The organism is Pantoea sp. SGAir0418 (genome assembly GCF_043529865.1).
This window is the reverse complement of the sequence record NZ_CP027911.1, coordinates 930,474-950,958: the sequence shown is the minus strand read 5'-3', so window position 1 is coordinate 950,958 and position 20,485 is coordinate 930,474. Positions and strand designations below refer to the sequence as shown.

General features: G+C 58.7%; 14 protein-coding genes. 2 read left to right on the top strand and 12 right to left on the bottom strand.

Annotation, left to right across the window (positions count from 1 at the left end):
* Positions 1-137: 137 nt before the first annotated feature.
* The 5 genes from eno to rlmD form a co-directional block, all read right to left on the bottom strand.
* A complete protein-coding gene (gene eno, locus C1N84_RS04195) occupies positions 138-1,436 on the bottom strand; it encodes a phosphopyruvate hydratase (RefSeq protein WP_021507362.1) in 1,299 nt (432 codons plus the stop codon).
* Positions 1,437-1,513: 77 nt separating this feature from the next.
* Positions 1,514-3,151 carry a glutamine hydrolyzing CTP synthase gene (pyrG, locus tag C1N84_RS04190; protein WP_021507363.1) on the bottom strand — a complete coding sequence of 546 codons (1,638 nt, stop codon included), beginning with the start codon at positions 3,149-3,151 and terminating at the stop codon, positions 1,514-1,516.
* Positions 3,152-3,410: 259 nt separating this feature from the next.
* Complete coding sequence (gene mazG / locus C1N84_RS04185; RefSeq protein WP_021507364.1) at positions 3,411-4,193, bottom strand: nucleoside triphosphate pyrophosphohydrolase; 783 nt, start codon at positions 4,191-4,193, stop codon at positions 3,411-3,413.
* 109 nt (positions 4,194-4,302) lie between these two features.
* Complete coding sequence (gene relA / locus C1N84_RS04180; protein ID WP_021507365.1) at positions 4,303-6,537, bottom strand: GTP diphosphokinase; 2,235 nt, start codon at positions 6,535-6,537, stop codon at positions 4,303-4,305.
* A gap of 32 nt (positions 6,538-6,569) precedes the next feature.
* On the bottom strand, positions 6,570-7,886 hold the full coding sequence (gene rlmD, locus C1N84_RS04175) for a 23S rRNA (uracil(1939)-C(5))-methyltransferase RlmD (RefSeq protein ID WP_058771475.1): 1,317 nt from the start codon (positions 7,884-7,886) through the stop codon (positions 6,570-6,572).
* A gap of 90 nt (positions 7,887-7,976) precedes the next feature.
* Between rlmD and barA the strand changes: the two genes are divergently transcribed.
* A complete protein-coding gene (gene barA, locus C1N84_RS04170; protein ID WP_264442054.1) occupies positions 7,977-10,706 on the top strand; it encodes a two-component sensor histidine kinase BarA in 2,730 nt (909 codons plus the stop codon).
* Between the two features lie 187 nt (positions 10,707-10,893).
* Here barA and C1N84_RS04165 read toward each other — a convergent pair whose 3' ends face one another.
* The 6 genes from C1N84_RS04165 to C1N84_RS04140 form a co-directional block, all read right to left on the bottom strand.
* Complete coding sequence (locus C1N84_RS04165; RefSeq protein ID WP_059010900.1) at positions 10,894-12,033, bottom strand: glycerate kinase; 1,140 nt, start codon at positions 12,031-12,033, stop codon at positions 10,894-10,896.
* 85 nt (positions 12,034-12,118) lie between these two features.
* Positions 12,119-13,003, bottom strand: coding sequence for a 2-hydroxy-3-oxopropionate reductase (gene garR / locus C1N84_RS04160; protein WP_127834493.1), 885 nt, complete (start codon positions 13,001-13,003; stop codon positions 12,119-12,121).
* A gap of 19 nt (positions 13,004-13,022) precedes the next feature.
* Entirely contained in the window at positions 13,023-13,790 is a 768-nt protein-coding gene (gene garL, locus C1N84_RS04155; protein WP_264442050.1) for a 2-dehydro-3-deoxyglucarate aldolase, read from the bottom strand.
* A 52-nt stretch (positions 13,791-13,842) separates the two neighbouring features.
* Positions 13,843-15,174, bottom strand: coding sequence for a glucarate dehydratase (gene gudD, locus C1N84_RS04150; protein ID WP_125310155.1), 1,332 nt, complete (start codon positions 15,172-15,174; stop codon positions 13,843-13,845).
* A gap of 10 nt (positions 15,175-15,184) precedes the next feature.
* Complete coding sequence (locus C1N84_RS04145) at positions 15,185-16,531, bottom strand: glucarate dehydratase family protein (protein ID WP_264442049.1); 1,347 nt, start codon at positions 16,529-16,531, stop codon at positions 15,185-15,187.
* A gap of 10 nt (positions 16,532-16,541) precedes the next feature.
* Positions 16,542-17,888, bottom strand: coding sequence for an MFS transporter (locus tag C1N84_RS04140; protein WP_058771607.1), 1,347 nt, complete (start codon positions 17,886-17,888; stop codon positions 16,542-16,544).
* Positions 17,889-18,395: 507 nt separating this feature from the next.
* Here C1N84_RS04140 and garD point away from each other — a divergent pair.
* Positions 18,396-19,955 (top strand): galactarate dehydratase, encoded by a 1,560-nt coding sequence (garD, locus tag C1N84_RS04135; protein ID WP_264442048.1) that lies wholly within the window; start codon positions 18,396-18,398, stop codon positions 19,953-19,955.
* Positions 19,956-20,028: 73 nt separating this feature from the next.
* Here garD and C1N84_RS04130 read toward each other — a convergent pair whose 3' ends face one another.
* A complete protein-coding gene (locus C1N84_RS04130; RefSeq protein WP_021507375.1) occupies positions 20,029-20,475 on the bottom strand; it encodes a flavodoxin in 447 nt (148 codons plus the stop codon).
* Between the last annotated feature and the right edge of the window lie 10 nt (positions 20,476-20,485).

Below are 20,485 nucleotides of genomic sequence, written 5' to 3'. Positions count from 1 at the left end.
TCAGAAATTCGAGGCGCAGATTATGGCAGATTTTGTGCGTCGCTTCACAGCTGCTTCGTGCCATAAAAAGCAAAAGCCCCGCACGAGGCGGGGCTTGATGTCAGGCGATGTGGCCGTTTAGCCACATCCGCAGGCGATTACGCCTGGCCTTTAACTTCTTTCAGACCGTTGAACGGCGCTTTGTCACCCAGCGCTTCTTCGATACGAATCAGCTGGTTGTACTTAGCAACGCGGTCAGAACGGCTCATAGAACCGGTTTTGATCTGGCCAGCGGCAGTACCGACCGCCAGGTCAGCGATGGTCGCATCTTCAGTTTCGCCAGAGCGGTGAGAGATGACCGCGGTGTAGCCAGCATCTTTCGCCATCTTGATCGCAGCCAGGGTTTCGGTCAGAGAACCGATCTGGTTGAATTTGATCAGGATAGAGTTAGCGATGCCTTTCTCGATGCCTTCTTTCAGGATTTTGGTGTTGGTCACGAACAGGTCGTCGCCCACCAGCTGAATTTTGTCGCCCAGCACTTTGGTCTGGTAAGCGAAGCCGTTCCAGTCAGACTCATCCAGACCGTCTTCGATAGAAACGATTGGGTACTGTTTGGTCAGGTCTTCCAGGAAGTGGGTGAACTCTTCAGAAGTGAAGGCTTTGTTGCCTTCGCCAGCCAGCACATATTTGCCGTCTTTGTAGAATTCAGATGCTGCGCAGTCCATCGCCAGGGTGATGTCTTTGCCCAGCTCGTAGCCTGCTGCTTTAACAGCTTCGGCGATAACGGCCAGCGCTTCGGCGTTTGAACCCAGGTTTGGCGCGTAGCCACCTTCGTCACCCACCGCGGTGTTCATGCCTTTGGCTTTCAGGACTTTAGCCAGGTGATGGAACACTTCAGAACCCATACGGATGGCTTCTTTCACGGTTTTCGCGCCAACCGGCTGAATCATGAACTCCTGGATATCAACGTTGTTATCCGCGTGCTCACCACCGTTGATGATGTTCATCATTGGCAGTGGCATAGAGTATTTGCCCGGGGTGCCGTTCAGTTCTGCAATGTGTGCGTACAGTGGCAGGCCTTTAGAGGCTGCTGCTGCTTTCGCTGCTGCCAGAGAAACCGCCAGAATGGCGTTTGCACCGAAGTTGGATTTGTTGTCAGTACCGTCCAGCTCGATCATGATCTTATCGATGTTCGCCTGGTCTTTGGCATCTTTGCCTTTTACCGCGTCAGCGATTGGGCCGTTAACCGCAGCAACCGCTTTGGTTACGCCTTTGCCCAGGAAACGAGACTTATCACCGTCACGCAGCTCCAGTGCTTCGCGTGAACCGGTTGATGCACCTGATGGCGCAGCAGCCAGACCAACGAAACCGCCTTCCAGATGCACTTCTGCTTCTACAGTCGGGTTGCCACGGGAGTCGATGATTTCGCGACCGATGACTTTAACGATTTTGGACATTCGATTTTCCTCAGTACAAGTTAGTCAATCCTAAGACAAACAACGCGCGAAAAGTTCGCGCGCTGTTCGTTAAACTCTTACTTCGCTAAACGCTTCTGGTGCTCCTGCGCGGCTTTCACAAAGCCAGCGAACAGCGGATGACCATCACGCGGGGTCGACGTGAATTCCGGGTGGAACTGGCAGGCTACAAACCATGGATGATTCGGGATCTCAATGATCTCCACCAGTTGATCGTCGCCGGAACGGCCTGCAATGTGCAGACCCGCCGCTTCAATCTGCTTCAGCAGCAGATTGTTTACTTCGTAACGGTGGCGATGACGCTCAGTAATAACGTCAGAGCCGTACAGCTGGCGCACTTTGCTTTCCGGCGTCAGCTGGCACTGCTGGCTTCCCAGACGCATGGTGCCGCCCAGATCGCTCTGCTCGGTACGCTGTTCAACGTTACCGTTTTCATCGCGCCATTCGGTGATTAACGCAACCACCGGGTACTTACAGTCTGGCACAAATTCAGTGGAGTTGGCGCCTTCCATCCCGGCCACGTTGCGCGCGAATTCCATCAGCGCAATCTGCATGCCAAGGCAAATGCCGAGGTACGGAATGTTGTTTTCACGCGCGTATTGCGCGGTCAGCAATTTTCCTTCCACACCGCGGTAACCGAAGCCACCAGGAATCAGGATAGCATCAAGATCTTTCAGAATTTCGACGCCGCGCGTTTCCACATCCTGCGAATCGATCAGCTTGATGTTAACGGTGACGCGATTTTTCAGACCGCCGTGCTTCAGCGCTTCAATCACGGATTTGTAGGCATCCGGCAGTTCGACATATTTGCCGACCATACCGATGGTCACTTCGCCGCCCGGATTGGCTTCTTCGTAAATCACCTGCTCCCACTCGGCCAGATTGGCTTCCGGCGCACTCAGGTTGAAACGCTTGCAGATGTAATCATCCAGACCCTGCGATTTCAGCAGGCCCGGGATCTTGTAGATCGAATCAACGTCTTTCAACGAGATAACCGCTTTTTCCGGCACATTACAGAACAGGGCGATCTTCGCGCGCTCGTTAGCGGGCACCGCGCGGTCTGAACGGCAAATCAGCACGTCAGGCTGAATACCAATCGACAGCAGCTCTTTAACCGAGTGCTGAGTTGGCTTGGTTTTCACTTCACCCGCCGCCGCCATGTAAGGCACCAGCGTCAGGTGCATATACATGGTGTGTTCACGGCCAACATCGACCGCCATCTGGCGAATCGCTTCCAGGAACGGCAGGGATTCGATATCGCCCACGGTTCCGCCGATTTCCACCAGCACGACGTCATGACCTTCGCCACCTTCAATGATGCGCTCTTTGATGGCGTTGGTGATGTGTGGGATGACCTGAATGGTCGCGCCCAGATAGTCGCCGCGACGCTCTTTGCGCAGCACTTCTGAGTAGATACGGCCGGTAGTAAAGTTGTTGCGGCGCGACATTTTGGTACGGATGAAGCGCTCGTAGTGACCTAAATCCAGATCGGTCTCGGCCCCGTCATCGGTGACGAACACTTCACCGTGCTGCGTAGGGCTCATGGTACCCGGATCGACGTTGATATACGGATCGAGTTTCATGATGGTCACATTCAGACCACGTGCTTCAAGGATGGCTGCGAGGGAGGCTGCGGCAATGCCTTTGCCCAGAGAGGAAACGACCCCGCCGGTCACAAAAATATAATTCGTTGTCATGCTGAACCTGAGAGTTTAGGTTTAAAGACGGTGGAATAACCAGGACGGGAAAACAGTATACCCGAAGTCGTCCGCAGCCACAATTGATGAATCACACCATCCTCCTCGCATTACAGCCTGTAACATAGCGGAGAGTGCCGGGTGAAATGTTGACGTACGTCACAAAGTTGCCGACTGGCTGAATCGAGTAAGCTCAGACGGTGATTTTATGCGCAGCGCTGGAATAATCACCAGCGCTGCGCAGAGAGGCTGAATAAGGTTATTCGCCGGCTTTGACCTGCTGCCAGGCGGCTTCCATCTGCGCCAGCGTAGCCTGCTCCATGCTCAGCCCCTGGGCCTGAATGATATTCTCTACCTGACGGAAGCGGCGCTCGAACTTGTCGTTGGCCTTTTGCAGCGCGGTTTCCGCTTTGCTGCCGAGATGGCGTGACAGATTGACGGTGGCGAACAGCAGATCGCCAATCTCCTCTTCCAGCTTGTCGCTGTCCACCACGGCCTGCTGCGCTTCATGCATTACTTCGTCGATCTCTTCATGCACTTTATCCAGCACCGGCCCGAGGCTGTCCCAGTCGAAGCCTACGCTGTGACAGCGCTTCTGGATTTTATAGGCGCGCATCAGCGCCGGCAGCGCTTTAGGGATATCGTCCAGCACCGAGTGCTGCGACTTCTCCGCACGCTCGCGCTGCTTGATCGCCTCCCAGTTTTTCAGCACTTCGGCCGTGGAATCGACCTGGGCTTCACCGAAGATGTGCGGATGGCGACGCTCCAGTTTGTCACTGATGGCGTTGCAGATGTCATCGAAGTTGAAACGCTGCTGCTCCTCGGCCATGCGGGCGTAAAACACCACCTGAAACAGCAGATCGCCCAGTTCGCCGCGCAGATCGTCAAAGTCTTCGCGCTGGATGGCGTCGATAACTTCATAGGTCTCTTCCAGCGTATAAGGCGCGATAGAGGCGAAGGTCTGCTGGCGATCCCACGGGCAGCCGCGCACCGGATCGCGCAGGGTTTGCATGATGGTGAGCAGGCGGTTTAAAGCAGTCATGAAAGTCCCCGGAACAACAAGATAAAAAGCCGCCATTAATGGCGACCCTGCAGGGTAATTACGCGGTTTTGCCCGGGTGCGCATTGCTGCGCACCGGTCTCAGCAGGGCTTAATGTAAGCGGCGCGCATCGATAATATCCGGCACCTGATTAAGGCGCGCCAGCACGCGACCCAGCACCTGCTGGTTATAAATCTCGATATCCATATCGATGGTGGCGAGCTGCTTTTTGGTGTCGCTGCGGCTGGACACGCCCAGCACGTTGACCTTTTCATTGGCCAGAATGGTGGTGATGTCGCGCAGCAGCCCGCTGCGATCGTTGGCCGTCACGCGTACTACCAGCGAATAACCGCTGGAGTAACTTTCGCCCCACACCGCATCGACAATGCGTTCCGGCGCATGCGAAATCAGTTCGCTGAGCTGATCGCAGTCGGCGCGGTGAATCGAAATGCCGCGCCCCTGGGTAATAAACCCGACAATATCATCGCCCGGAATCGGCTGGCAGCAGCGCGCAATGTGGTGCAGCAGATTGCCGACACCCTCCACCACCACGCGGCCACTCTCTTTGCGCGCCGACGACGGCTGATGCGATTTCTGCGTCAGCTGACGCAGCGCCTCGCGATCTTCCTCTTCAGCGCTCGGCTTGTTGAGCTTCGCCTGCAGGAAGTTAACCATCTGGTTAAGACGGATATCCCCGCCGCCAATCATCGCCAGCAGCTCATCCTGCGAGCTGACGTTATAACGCGGCAGCAGCAGCTTCTCGGCTTCGCGCATGCTGATATCCAGCTGGCCCAGCTCGCTATCGAGAATCTGCCGGCCGGCCGCGATATTTTTGTCGCGATCCTGTTTACGGAACCAGGCATGAATCTTCGAGCGCCCGCGGCTGGTGGTGATATAGCCGAGGTTGGGGTTCAGCCAGTCGCGGCTCGGGTTCGGCTGCTTCTGGGTGATCACCTCAATCTGATCGCCCATCTGCAGCTGATAGGTAAAGGGCACGATACGGCCGCCGATTTTGGCACCGATGCAGCGATGACCAATATCACTGTGAATGTGGTAGGCAAAGTCGAGCGGCGTGGAACCGGCCGGCAAATCGACCACGTCGCCCTTCGGCGTAAACACGTAAACGCGGTCATCAAATACCTGGCTGCGCACCTCTTCCAGCATCTCGCCGGAATCCGCCATCTCTTCCTGCCAGGTAATCAGTTTACGCAGCCAGGCGATGCGCTCTTCGTGCCCTGCGGCACCGCGCGCGTTGCTGGCCGTCGGCCCTTCTTTGTACTTCCAGTGTGCCGCGACGCCCAGTTCAGCGTCCTCGTGCATCTGGCGGGTACGGATCTGAATCTCGACCGTTTTGCCCTGCGGGCCCAGCACCACGGTATGAATCGACTGATAACCGTTTGGCTTGGGATTGGCGACGTAATCGTCGAACTCGCTAGGCAGATGACGATACAGCGTGTGGACGGTACCGAGCGCGCCGTAGCAGTCCTGCAGGCGTTCAGCGACGATGCGCACTGCGCGCACGTCGAACAGCTCATCAAACGCCAGCGACTTCTTCTGCATTTTGCGCCAGATGCTGTAGATATGCTTGGGACGGCCGTAAACTTCCGCACGCACGCCCTCTTTTTGCATCTCTTTACGCAGGTTATCGACGAAGTTATCAATGTACTGTTCACGATCGATGCGGCGTTCGTGCAGTAGTTTGGCGATGCGTTTGTATTCGTCAGGATGGAGATAGCGGAAGCAGTAATCTTCCAGCTCCCATTTGAGCTGGCCGATCCCGAGACGGTTGGCCAGAGGTGCATAAATGTTGGTGCTCTCTTTCGCCGCCAGCACGCGCTCATCTTCCGGCGCATCTTTCATCTCGCGCAGATGGGCAATACGTTCTGCCAGCTTGATGACCACGCAGCGGAAATCTTCCACCATCGCCAGCAGCATGCGGCGCACGTTATCCACCTGCTCCGAGGCCATCGAGTCGTTGTGAATGGCTTTCAGCTGGCGGATGGCATCCATATCGCGCACGCCGTGCACCAGCGAGACGATGCTTTTGCCAAAGGCTTTCTCCAGATCCTCTTCGCTCACCACGCCCGCATTGGCCAGCGGGAACAGCAGCGCGGCGCGCAGACTGTCGATGTCCATACTGAGCATGGTGAGAATTTCCACCATCTCAATACCGCGCCACAGCAGCAGAGCCTGATCTGGATGGTCGTGCGTTTCGGCTTCACAGTAGCGCCATGTTTCCGCCAGTCGTTCGCAGGATTGCGGATTACTGATACTCAAGCTGGCGATCCACTGGTCAAGGGCAAATTCCCCGGCCGTATTTAAATGCGCACTTCTAACCGCAACCATATCCTCTCCTGCCACAGCGACTTAAACATCGCTTATGTTTTGCTAAACAGCACCATGGATTCGAGATGGCTGGTATGAGGGAACATATCCAGCATCGCGACCCTTTCCAGATGGTAGCCCGCCGACAGTAATGTCTGACTGTCGCGGGCAAGTGTTGTCGGGTTACAGGAAACATAGACCACGCGTTGCGGCGCAAGTTTAACGATATGCGACATCACGCCCGCGGCCCCGGCACGCGCCGGATCCAGTAACACCTTATTAAATCCCTGCGCCGCCCAGGGCTGGCGCGAGACATCTTCCTCTAAATTGTGCTGGAAGAAGCAGACATTTCTGAGATTGTTAAGCTGAGCATTATACTCTGCCTGGCGCACTAATGCTGCAACGCCCTCCACACCCACCGCATTTTGTACGAACTTTCCTAGCGGCAATGTGAAGTTGCCCATGCCGCAGAACAGATCGAGCACCCGATCGTCCGGTTGCAGATCCAGCCAGGCAATCGCCTGTGCCACCATCTGCTGATTCACGCCATCGTTGACCTGAATGAAATCCTGCGGGCTAAAGGTTAGCTGCAAATCAAACGAGCGGTAGTAAGGCTGCTCCGCGCCGAGCGCCTGCAGCGCGTCACTGCCGTCCGCCAGCCAGATCATCAGCCGGTGCTCATGCGAAAAACGTTCCAGTTTTGTCCGGTCCGCAGCGGAGAGCGCATCAAGATGGCGCAGCACCATTAGCGGACCGTTATCCGCCAGCACCAGTTCCACATGCCCCAGCCGTTTCACTGCGTGCAGGCTGCTGAGACAGTGGTGCAGCGGCTGCAGCAGCGCCTCAAGCTCGGGCACCAAAACGGGGCATTGCGTCACATCAATCAGATCGTTACTGGCCGCCTGACGGAAGCCCATCTGCAGGCGCTGCTGCTTCGGCAGCCACTGCAAACCGAGACGCGCGCGCCGGCGATAGCCCCAGGGCGCAGCGCTGATGATCTCATCCACCTGCACCGGCAGCGCCGCTTCCTGACTCAGCATGCGGCCCAGCGCCCGCGCTTTGCTCTCCTGCTGCAGCGCCACGGACACGTGCTGCTGCTGGCAGCCGCCGCACACGCCGAAATGGATGCAGCGCGGTTGCTGGCGCTGCGGGCTCGGTTGTGTAATCTTTTTGGCTTTGCCGCGCGCAAACTGACGCTTATCTTCGGTCAGGATCACCTCGGCCTGTTCGCCGGGCAGCGCGCCGCTGACAAACAGCGTTTTACCGTTATGGCGCGCCACGCCCTGACCAAAGGGATCAAGCTCGTCAATGGTGACGCTGAGACGTTGCTTCGTCGTCACGCGCTGTTTTGCGGAGTAAAATTGCGCCATAGTATTGTGAATTCTCAGTTTTCATTAGGTGTGCAGCCGTATGCGGTTTTTGCACAGGGATAAAATGCCAGGAGTCGCCAGGCCACAATTATGACCAAATACAGCCTGCGGGCGCGAATGATGATTCTGATACTGGCGCCGACGCTGATGATTGGCCTGCTGCTCAGTACCTTCTTCGTGGTGCACCGCTACAACGAACTGCAGCACCAGTTGCGCGATGCCGGCGCTAACATTATCGAACCGCTGGCGGTGTCGAGCGAGTACGGCATGACGTGGCATAATCGTGATGCGATTCGCGAGCTGGTCAGCCTGCTGCATCGCCGTCATTCCGATATTGTCCGTGCCATTACGGTTTTCGACAACAACAATCACATCTACGTCAGCTCCAATAACAACCAGAACCTCGCGCTGCTGCAAAAAGCCGATATTTCCACGCTGGCGGATGGCGTGTCGGTGGAGCGACACGGCAACCTGATGGTGCTGCGCACGCCAATCATCTCTGAACGCTATTCGGTGGACGAACTGCCGGGTGAAGACGCCAAGCCGGCAGGGAATCCGCTGGGTTATGTGGCGATTGAGCTGGATCTGCAGTCGGTGCGGCTGGAGCAGTACAAAGAGGTGTTTGTCGCCACTCTGCTGCTGCTGTTTTGCCTGTGTATCGCCATGTTGTTTGCCTATCGACTGATGCGCGACGTCACCGGCCCGATTCGCAACATGGTTACCACCGTGGACCGCATCCGGCGCGGCCAGCTCGACAGCCGCGTGGATGGCTATATGCTGGGCGAGCTGAGCATCCTGAAAAACGGCATCAACGCCATGGCGATGTCACTCACCGCCTACCATGAAGAGATGCAGCAGAACATCGACCAGGCAACCTACGATCTGCGCGAAACGCTGGAGCAGCTGGAGATTCAGAACGTCGAGCTGGACCTGGCGAAAAAGCGCGCCCAGGAAGCGGCACGCATCAAGTCGGAGTTTCTCGCCAATATGTCGCACGAGCTGCGCACGCCGCTCAATGGCGTGATTGGCTTTACCCGCCAGATGCTGAAAACCGGGCTGAGCACCAACCAGCGTGATTACATGAGCACCATTGAGCGCTCGGCCAATAACCTGCTGAGCATCATTAACGACGTGCTCGATTTCTCCAAACTGGAAGCTGGTAAGCTGGTGCTGGAGTCGATCCCGTTCCCGCTGCGCGCCACGCTGGATGAAACGCTGGTGCTGCTGGCGCCGTCCGCGCATGAGAAAGGCCTCGAGATCACCGTGTGCCTGGAGAAACAGGTGCCGGATAATGTGATTGGCGATCCGCTGCGTCTGCAGCAAATTCTGATCAACCTGATTGGCAACGCCATCAAATTCACCGAGCGCGGCCACATTGATCTGCGCGTCGAGCTGCGTCATCTCAGCATCACACGGGCGGAACTGGAGATTCAGGTGCACGATACCGGCATCGGTATCTCTGAGCAGCAGCAGTCGCAGCTGTTCCAGGCATTTCGTCAGGCGGACGCCAGTATTTCGCGCCGTCACGGCGGTACCGGTCTTGGCCTGGTGATTACGCAGAAACTGGTACACGAAATGGGCGGTGAGATCGCCTTCCACAGCCGGCAGAATCAGGGCTCCACCTTCTGGGTACAAGTACATCTGGATCTCAATCCTAACGCACCGGCGATTCCACGCATGCTGGACGATCTGCACGCCACGCCGCTGGCTTATATCGAACCCCATCCGGCGGTGGCGAAAGCGGTTCAGGAGATGCTGAGCATTACGCCTCTGCAGGTGCAGCACTTTGCCAGCCTTGACGATCTGCCCGACGCCCATTTCCCGCTGCTGCTGATGGGGCTGCCGGTCAGCGATCCGCATCCGGCTACGCTGTCCGATGCGCTGATTGCCCGCCTGCGCGCACACGCCGACTCGGTGCTGCTGGCGCTGCCGAGCGAAATGATGCTGTTCGCCGATGATTTGCGCGCGCGCGGTATCGCCGGCTGCATTGCCAAACCGGTGTCGCTGACGCGATTGCTGCCGATGCTGCTCGATCTCAACATGCGTCATAGCGACGCCGCCCCGCGCGGCGTAAGACAGCCGCTGACGGTGATGGCGGTGGATGATAATCCGGCCAACCTGAAGCTGATCGGCGCATTGCTGGAGGAGCAGGTCCAGAACATCATTCTGTGCGACAACGCCAGTCAGGCGATTCACCAGGCGCGGCAGCAGCGGCTGGACGTGATTCTGATGGATATTCAGATGCCGGACATCGACGGCATCCGCGCCAGCGAGATCATCCGCAGCCTGCCACAGCACGCCAGCACGCCGATTGTCGCGGTCACGGCGCATGCGCTGGATGGCGAACGTGAGCAGTTGATCGCCGCCGGCATGAATGACTATCTCGCCAAGCCGATTGATGAGGACAAGCTGAAGCAGCTGCTGCAGCGCTATGCGCCGGGCAGCGTGGCGAGCGCGGTGCGACAACCGGCGATCGCACCCTCACTTGACTGGGCGCTGGCGCTGCGTCAGGCGGCGAATAAAGCCGAGCTGGCGCGCGATCTGCTGCAGATGCTGCTGGATTTTCTGCCGGAAGTAGAGCAGCGCGTGGCGCAATGTATGGCGCAGAATGACGTCGATGGGCTGCGCGAGATTATCCACAAGCTGCACGGCAGCGCCAGCTACAGCGGCGTGCCGCGGCTGAAACAGCTGTGTCAGCAGCTGGAGAAGAGTCTGCATCAGGAGAGCGATATCGCAGCGCTGGAACCAGAGCTGCTGGAGCTGAGCGACGAGATGGCGAATGTGGCGCGCGAAGCGCGTCAGGTGCTGGGCGTGGCGTAGTGAGGGTTGTGGGATGTGCGTTCTGGGTTGTGCGCTGGGCCCTCACCCTAACCCTCTCCCGGCGGGAGAGGGAACCGTGCGGTGCGATGAAGAGGAACAGCGCGAAATCCAAATCCGTGCACCATCAGCCCCCTCTCCCGCCTGCGGGAGAGGGCTGGGGTGAGGGGAAAACCGCACCGCCTCCCCCTTATAACCCCTGCCCCACCTTAATCGTGGCAGCAACATTCCTTGCCGTCAGGCGGACATTCTGCGCGGCATTGGCCAGCGCCTCTTCCAGCGAACAGATACCCGACAGCACGCTGTACACCGCGTCGATCCCGTGCTGATGCACCACACCGACATCCGCCGTCAGGCTGCCGGCAATACCGATCACCGGCTTATTGAACTGCTTCGCCACCTGCGCCACGCCAACCGGCACTTTGCCGTTGACTGACTGACTGTCGATGCGCCCTTCACCGGTAATCACCAGATCGGCATCCTGCACCTGCTGCGCCAGCCCCAGCGCTTCGGTAACAATCTCAATGCCGCGCCGCAGTTCCGCGTGGCAAAACGCATGCAGCGCCGCGCCCATGCCGCCGGCTGCACCACCGCCGGCGATGTGCAGCACATCAATATCCAGATCTCGCTGAATAATCGCGGCGTAATGGCCGAGCGCGGCATCCAGCTGCTGCACCAGCTGCGGCGTGGCCCCCTTCTGCGGGCCAAAAATCGCCGACGCCCCCTCTTCGCCAATCAGCGGATTGGTCACGTCGCACGCCACTTCAATGCGGCACTGCAGCAGGCGCGGATCCAGATCGGCGATCTCAATCTTCGCCAGCTGCGGCAGTGCCCCGCCGCCATAGCCAATCCCGCTGCCGTGGCTGTCCAGCAGCCGGGCACCGAGCGCCTGCACCATGCCGGCACCGCCGTCGTTAGTGGCGCTGCCGCCGATGCCGATGATGATGTGATCGACGCCGCGATCCAGCGCATTTTTGATCAGTTCACCGGTACCGTAAGAGGTGGTGATCAGCGGATCGCGCTGTGCTGCAGGCACCAGCTCCAGCCCGCTGGCCGCAGCCATCTCAATAAAGGCGGTACGCGCATCACCGGATAATCCGTAAAACGCGTCGACCGGCTCGCCGAGCGGCCCGGTCACCGTCAGTCTGACGATGTTGCCCTGGGTTGCCGCCACCATTGCTTCAACCGTGCCTTCTCCGCCGTCGGCGACCGGTATTTTGACATAGTCAGCGGCGGGGAAAATTTCGCGAAATCCCGCTTCTATCGCGGTAGCCACTTCCAGGGCGGACAAACTCTCTTTGTATGAATCCGGTGCGATGACAATTTTCATAGGCAATCCGAGCGCGGTAGATGACGGAAATCCGTCTGGCTAAGGCAGTACAGCGTCCGGCATCCGCAGACACCGGACGCGGGCACTACCGGGTGATCTCAACTTTGGCTAATTTTTCATAATAGCAAGCCAGCGCGCTATGATCGGACGTACCCTGCCCGTCGACTTTTAGCGCCTGCATCATCTCCATCACCGCCGCGGTCAGCGGCAGATGTGCACCAATGCCGTGTGAGGTATCAAGCGCATTGGCTAAATCCTTGATATGCAAATCGATACGGAAGCCAGGCTTAAAGTTGCGGTCCAGCACCATGGGGGCTTTGGCATCCAGCACGGTGCTGCCCGCCAGACCACCGCGAATCGCCTGGTAAACCAGTTCCGGATTGACGCCGGCTTTGGTGGCCAGCGACAGCGCTTCTGACATCGCGGCAATGTTGAGCGCCACAATCACCTGGTTGGCCAGTTTAGTGACGTTGCCCGCGCCGATATCGCCGGTGTGCACCACCGAACCGGCCATCGCCTTAAGAACATCGTAGCATTGATCAAACAGCGCTTTATCGCCGCCGACCATCACCGACAGCGTGCCTTCAATCGCTTTTGGCTCACCGCCGCTCACCGGCGCATCCAGCATTCTGATGCCTTTTTCTGCCAGCGCATCATGCACTTCGCGGCTGGCCAGCGGCGCGATGGAGCTCATGTCGATCACCACCACCCCCGGCTTCGCCCCTTCGATGATGCCGTTCTCGCCCAGACACACCTCTTTTACCTGCGGTGAGTTCGGCACCATGGTGATCACCACGTCAACCTGCGCGGCCAGCTCTTTCGGCGTTTTCGCCACGGTGGCACCCAGCTCCACCAGTTCGGCTTCGTTGCTGGCGTTGTGGTCGCGCACCACCAGGGTGTAACCGGCTTTCACCAGGTTTTTACTCATCGGTTTGCCCATGATGCCGAGGCCGATAAATCCAATTTTCATTGCCTTTCCCCTTCGTCAGTTACTGCTTAAATTTGTCGCACAGCGCCTGCGTGGCGTGGCGGAAAACACCGAGATCGCTGCCGACGGCAACAAAGCTGGCACCCCATTCGAGATAACGGCGTGCGTCAGCCTCCACCGGCGCCAGAATCCCGCTCGGCTTACCGGCGGCTTTGGCGCGCTCAAGGATGTAACGGATCACTTTCAGCACTTCCGGATGCGCCGGCTGGCCGAGATAGCCCAGCGCCGCTGACAGATCGCCCGGGCCGATAAAGATGCCGTCTACGCCGTCAACCGCCGCGATGGCGTCAATGTTGTCCACCGCCTGCTGGGTTTCGATTTGCACCAGCACGGTGATGTTGTCATTGATGGTGGCGTTGTAGTCCGGCAGCGTGCCGTACATGTTGCTGCGATGCGAAACTGACACGCCGCGAATACCGGCTGGCGGATAGCGGGTCGATGCCACCGCGCGCGCCGCCTCTTCTGCAGTTTCCACGAAAGGAATCAGGAAGTTATAGAAGCCAATATCCAGCAGACGCTTGATGATGATCGGCTCATTGCACGGCGGTCGCACCACCGGCGCGCTCGGGCTGCCTTTCAGCGCCATCAGCTGCGGAATAAAGGTGGTGATGTCGTTCGGCGCGTGTTCGCCGTCCAGCACCAGCCAGTCAAAGCCCGCCAGCCCCAGCACTTCCGTGGTGAGAGGATTGGCAAGGGCGCACCAGCTGCCAATCAGGGTTTCCCCTGCCAGCAAACGACGACGAAAAGGGTTGGGCCAGGCATTGCTCATGATCTCTACTCCTGTTATTTAGCACCGCCGCCCGCGGGCGCGCGGAATAAAATCAGCGCACCAGGCACGGACGCTTGTTATCAAATGTCCAGTTCGGCACGAGGAACTGCATCGCCTGCGCATCGTCGCGCGCGCCCAGTCCATGCTGCTGATACAGCGCATGGGCCTGCATCACCTGATCCATGTCCAGTTCGACACCGAGACCCGGCTTCTGCGGCACCTGCACCATGCCGCCCTTGATCTGCAACGGCTCTTTGGTCAGGCGCTGGTTGCCCTCCTGCCAGATCCAGTGGGTGTCGATGGCGGTAATGGCGCCCGGTGCGGCGGCGGCCACATGGGTGAACATCGCCAGCGAAACATCGAAATGGTTGTTGGAGTGCGAACCCCAGGTCAGGCCGAAGTCATGACACATCTGCGCCACGCGCACCGAGCCCTGCATGGTCCAGAAGTGCGGATCGGCCAGCGGAATATCGACCGACTGCAGCGACAGCGTGTGGCCCATCTGGCGCCAGTCGGTGGCGATCATATTGGTGGCGGTAGGCAGACCGGTGGCGCGCCGGAACTCGGCCATCACTTCACGTCCGGAGTAACCCTGTTCAGCGCCGCACGGATCTTCTGCATAAGCCAGCACGCCTTTCAGCTGTTTACCGAGCAGGATGGCCTCATTCAGCGACCAGGCCCCGTTGGGATCGAGCGTCACGCGCGCCTGCGGGAAACGCTTCGCCAGTGCGGTTACTGCTTCGGCCTCTTCACCGCCGCGCAGTACGCCGCCTTTCAGTTTGAAATCGTTAAAGCCATATTTTTCGTAGGCGGCTTCTGCCAGGCGCACCACCGCGTCCGGCGTCAGCGCTTCCTCATGCCGCAGGCGATACCAGTCGCACGGATCATCGGTCTGGCTCTGATACGGCAGTGACGTTTTGCGGCGATCGCCGATGTAAAACAGGTAGCCGAGCATCTCGACACGGTCACGCTGCTGTCCTTCGCCCAGCAGCGACGCCACGTTGACGCCCAGATGCTGGCCGAGCAGATCCAGCAGCGCCGCTTCGATGCCGGTCACCACGTGAATGGTGGTGCGCAGGTCAAAGGTCTGATTGCCGCGCCCGCTGGCATCGCGATCGGCAAAGGTAGTGCGCACCAGGGTGAGGATATTTTTGTACTCGCCGACGGTTTTTCCGGTTACCAGCGCTGCCGCGTCTTCCAGCGTCTGACGAATTTTCTCACCGCCGGGGATCTCGCCCACGCCCGTGTGGCCGGCGTTATCTTTCACAATCACGATATTGCGGGTAAAAAACGGCGCGTGGGCACCGCTCAGATTCAGCAGCATACTGTCGTAACCGGCCACCGGAATGACCTGCATTGCTGTAATTTTCGGGGTGTGACTCATTTCCTGCTCCTTATGCATGGCGGCGTCCAAAAGCCGGACGCTTGCGGTCGAACGACCATCCGGGAACCAGATATTGCATTGCCGTGGCGTCATTACGTGCGCCTGCAGGCAGCGATTGATACAGGGCGTTAGCCTCGCGCAGGCGATCCCAGTCCAGTTCAACACCGAGGCCGGGCTTGTCCGGCACGGCAATTTTGCCGTTGCGGATCTGCAGCGGCTCTTTGGTCAGGCGCTGGTCGCCCTCCTGCCAAATCCAGTGGGTATCGATGGCGGTCGGTTTACCCGGTGCCGCCGCGCCGACGTGGGTAAACATCGCCAGCGAAATGTCGAAGTGATTATTGGAGTGGCAGCCCCAGGTCAGCCCCCACTCATCACACAGCTGCGCCACGCGTACCGCGCCGCTCAGCGTCCAAAAGTGCGGGTCGGCCAGCGGAATATCGACCGCGTTGAGCATCACCGCGTGGTTCATCTCACGCCAGTTGGTGGCGATCATATTGGTGGCGACCGGCAGACCGGTGGCGCGGCGAAACTCGGCCATGACTTCGCGCCCGGAATATCCCTGCTCGGCACCGCACGGATCTTCGGCATAGCTCAGCACCTCGTGCAGGCCTTTGCACAGCGCGATGGCTTCATCCAGATGCCAGGCACCGTTGGGATCGACGGTGATGCGCGCGTCCGGGAAACGCTGCTTCAGTGCCACCGCCGAGGCAATCTCCTGCTCGCCCGGCAGCACGCCGCCTTTCAGTTTGAAATCTTTGAAGCCGTACCTGTCCTGCGCCGCTTCGGCTAAGCGCACCACCGCGTCTGGCGTCAGCGCCTCCTGATGGCGCAGGTGATACCAGTCGTGACCGGCCGCGTCGCCGCTCTGATACGGCAAATCAGTTTTACGCCGATCGCCAATGTAAAACAGGTAGCCCAGCACCGTGACCTCATCGCGCTGCTGACCCGGCCCCAGCAGTTCGGCCACTGGCACGCCGAGGCACTGGCCGAGCAGGTCGAGCAGCGCCGCTTCCAGCGCCGCCACCGCATTGACCCGCAGCTCAAACGTCCAGGCGCCGTTGCCGAAGGTATCGAAATCCGCCGACTGGTTACCTTTGTGCACCTGCTGCACCAGCCGGTTCATGCGCGCCACCTGCTGCCCTTTCACCTGCGGTATTGCCGCGACCAGCGTCTCATAGATGGTTTCACCGCCCGGCGCTTCGCCGACGCCGGTGTGGCCGGCGCTGTCGGTCAGCACCACGATATTGCGGGTGAAGCAGGCGCTGTGCGCGCCGCCGATGTTGAGCAGCATGCTGTCGTAACCCGCCACCGGAACCACCTGCATGTCGGTAATCACCGGGGAACTTTGCGTATTCATATTCGGTTCCTTATGACCGGGGTTTGAGTTCGACACGTTTGATATCGCCGGTTATCACCAGGAAGCTGAACGCCGCCACAAACGCATGGATGCCGACATAAATCAGCGCCCCTTCAAACGAACCGCTGGTGGCGATGATGTAACCAATGGCAATCGGCGTGACGATGCCAGAGAAGTTACCGAACATATTGAACAGACCGCCGCTCAGGCCGCTGATCTCTTTGGGTGCGGTATCGGCCATCACCGCCCAGCCCAGCGCGCCAATGCCTTTACCAAAGAACGCCAGCGCCATAAACAGCACCACTACCCATTCGGTTTCGGTGTAGTTACACATCACCATGCTGATGGAGAGCAGCATACCGATGACAATCGGGGTTTTACGCGCGATGTTTAGCGAGCCGGTTTTACGCATCAGATAATCTGAAATCACGCCGCCCAGCACGCCGCCGAGGAAGCCGCAGATGGCGGGAATCGAGGCGATCATGCCGGCTTTAAGAATCGACATGCCGCGCGCCTGCACCAGATACACCGGGAACCAGGTAATAAAGAAGTAGGTCAGGGCGTTAACGCAGTACTGACCGAGATAGATCCCCCACATCATGCGGGTGGAGAGCAGTTGCTTGATTTGAAACCACTTCTCATCCCAGCTCACTTTACGCTCGGCTTTCTTCGCATCCATGTTAATCAGCGCACCGCCCTGCTCCATGTACTCCAGCTCGGCTTTGTTCACGCCAGGGTGATCGTTCGGGTCATGAATCACTTTCAGCCAGATAAAGCTGAGAATGATGCCCAGCCCGCCCATGAACCAGAACACGTGCGCCCAGCCCACCTCGGCCACCAGCCAGCCCATGATTGGTGCGAAAATCACCGTGGCGAAGTACTGGGCGGAGTTAAAGATGGCGACGGCGGTACCGCGCTCCTGCGCCGGGAACCAGGCAGCAACAATACGGCTGTTACCCGGGAAAGACGGCGCTTCCGCCAGTCCCACCATGAAGCGCAGCAGGAACAGCGACACCACAATGCCGAAGCCGCTAAAGATGTCGACGAAGCCCTGCAACAGGGTAAACAGCGACCACAGGAAGATGCTCCAGAAATAGACGCGTTTGGAGCCGAAGCGGTCCAGCAGCCAGCCGCCAGGAATCTGACCGATAACGTACGCCCACGAGAAGGCGGAGAAGATGTAGCCGAGGCCGACGGAATCGAGACCGATCTCCTTCGACATCGCCGAACCGGCAATCGAAATGGTGGCCCGGTCACCGTAGTTGAACGAGGTGACGATAAATAACATCACCACAATCCAGTAACGGGCGTTGGTGCGCTTCTGCACCGCTGCCGCTGTCTGGCTGTAACTATTCATGATGCACTCCTGAAATATAGCGAACGCTACATTCACTCTGACTGCATACACATCGCGTTGGGTATCAGAATGATTTTGGGTTAAACACGGCGATTGTTGTTATGGCAAAACGATGTTGCGTCGTGACGAATAACCAAACGTTGAAGAACGGCAATCAGTATAGGAACAGCATCGCCGCGAAACACTGGAGGAACGCCCGAGGATAATCCCCAATCCGGCACAATTTTGTGGCATTTGCCCATAACGCTGCGGCGTGGCTCACGGAACCCGCCATCCAGCCGCCAGATTGCTGTAAAAGCGAACAGCAAGCGTACGCTTTGTGAGGCTCTTCACTTGCGTTTGGTAAAACGAACCAAACTGCGCGCCGATCGCGGCACAAAGCCAGTCAGTTGCACAATGCGTGGGCCAATACCCCTGCTTATACTGAGGCTGGCAAATAACGATGATGTGACGGACGTGATTTCAACCGCACCGCTATGACCGGTGCGACGAACCGGAAGGTGAGCAATGAACCGACCTCTGACAGACAAACCGCGCTACATTAAAGTGCACGACGCCGATAACGTGGCGATTGTGGTCAACGATCAGGGATTGCCCGCAGGCAGCCGCTTTGATGACGGTCTGCAGCTGACTGAGCATGTGCCGCAGGGGCACAAAGTGGCGCTGAGCGATATCGCCCTGCACGGTGCCATCGTGCGTTACGGTGAAGTGATTGGTACGGCGCTGCGCCCGATTGCGCGCGGCAGCTGGATTGAGGAGTCGCTGGTGGCGCTGCCCGCCGCCCCACCGCTGGCCAGCCTGCCGCTGGCATCTAACGTGCCGCCGCCCCTGCCACCGCTGGACGGCTACACCTTTGAAGGCTATCGCAATGCCGACGGCAGCGTCGGCACGCGCAATCTGCTCGGCATCACCACCAGCGTGCACTGCGTGGCGGGCGTGGTGGATTACGTGGTGCAGCTGATTGAGCGCGATTTGCTACCGCGCTACAGCAACGTCGATGGGGTAGTGGCGCTCAACCATTTATATGGCTGCGGCGTGGCGATCAACGCACCGGCGGCGGTGGTGCCGATTCGCACCATTCACAATCTTGCGCTGAATCCTAATTTTGGCGGCGAAGTGATGGTGGTGAGCCTCGGCTGCGAGAAATTACAGCCGGAGCGCCTGCTCACCGGTACACCGGACGTACAGGCCATTTCGCTGGATGAGCGCGATATCGTGCGCCTGCAGGATGAGCGTCACGTGGGTTTTGGCGCGATGGTCGATGAAATTCTGCAGGTGGCCGAGCGCCATCTGAAAAAACTCAACCAGCGCCAGCGCGAAACCTGCCCGGCGTCGGCGCTGGTGGTCGGCACCCAGTGCGGCGGCAGCGATGCGTTTTCCGGCGTGACGGCCAACCCGGCGGTTGGCTTTGCCTCGGATCTGCTGGTGCGCTGCGGCGCGACGGTGATGTTCTCGGAAGTGACCGAGGTACGCGATGCGATCCATCTGCTGACGCCGCGTGTGGTAAACGAAGCGGTGGGCAAACGGCTGCTGGAGGAGATGGCGTGGTACGACGATTATCTGAGCCAGGGGCAAACCGACCGCAGCGCGAATCCATCGCCGGGCAATAAAAAAGGCGGTCTGGCCAATGTGGTAGAAAAAGCGCTGGGCTCAATTGCCAAATCCGGCCGCAGCCCGATTGTCGAAGTGCTGTCACCCGGACAGCGCCCGACGCAGCGCGGACTGATTTACGCCGCCACGCCGGCCAGCGATTTTGTCTGCGGCACCCAGCAGATGGCCTCCGGCATTACGCTGCAGGTGTTCACCACCGGGCGCGGCACGCCTTACGGCCTGGCGGCGATTCCGGTAATCAAAATGGCGACGCGCAGCGCGCTGGCAAACCGCTGGCACGATTTAATGGATATCAATGCCGGCACCATCGCGACGGGCGAAGAGAGTATTGAACAGGTCGGCTGGCGGCTGTTCGAGCTGATTCTGGATATCGCCAGCGGGCGTAAACAGACATGGTCAGATCGCTGGGGAATCCGTAATCAGCTGGCGGTATTCAATCCGGCACCGGTGACGTGATGTGCAAAATTAACTTTCAGCGCGATCGATTCCCTCTCCCGCCTGCGGGAGAGGGTTAGGGTGAGGGCCTGATTTACAACAACTTACCCCAGCTCTCCACCCACGGCGTGGTCACTGACTCGGGCTCCGGATTTTCCGTCGCATCCACCAGCAGCACCTCGCCAATACGCTGCGCCTGCTGCTCCTGCAGCGTGGCATCAAAAGTCTTTCCTGCTCCACAGAAATGGTCGTAACTGCTGTCGCCTAAAGCGATCACGCCATAGCGCAGCTCAGGCTGATAGCCCAGCTCATCGCGCACCTGCACATACAGTCGCGCGATATTGTCCGGAAAATCGCCCTGCCCGGTGGTCGAGGTAACAATTAACGCGACCTCTTTGCTGTAAGCCTGCCAGTCGGCCAGTGACGGATCTTCAAACACCTTCACCTCATGCCCCTGCGCTTCCAGCACCGGCTGCGCCTCTTCGGCAACCAGCAGCGCGTTGCCGTACACCGTACCTGTAAAAATGCCAATCTTTGCCATTTTGCCGCTC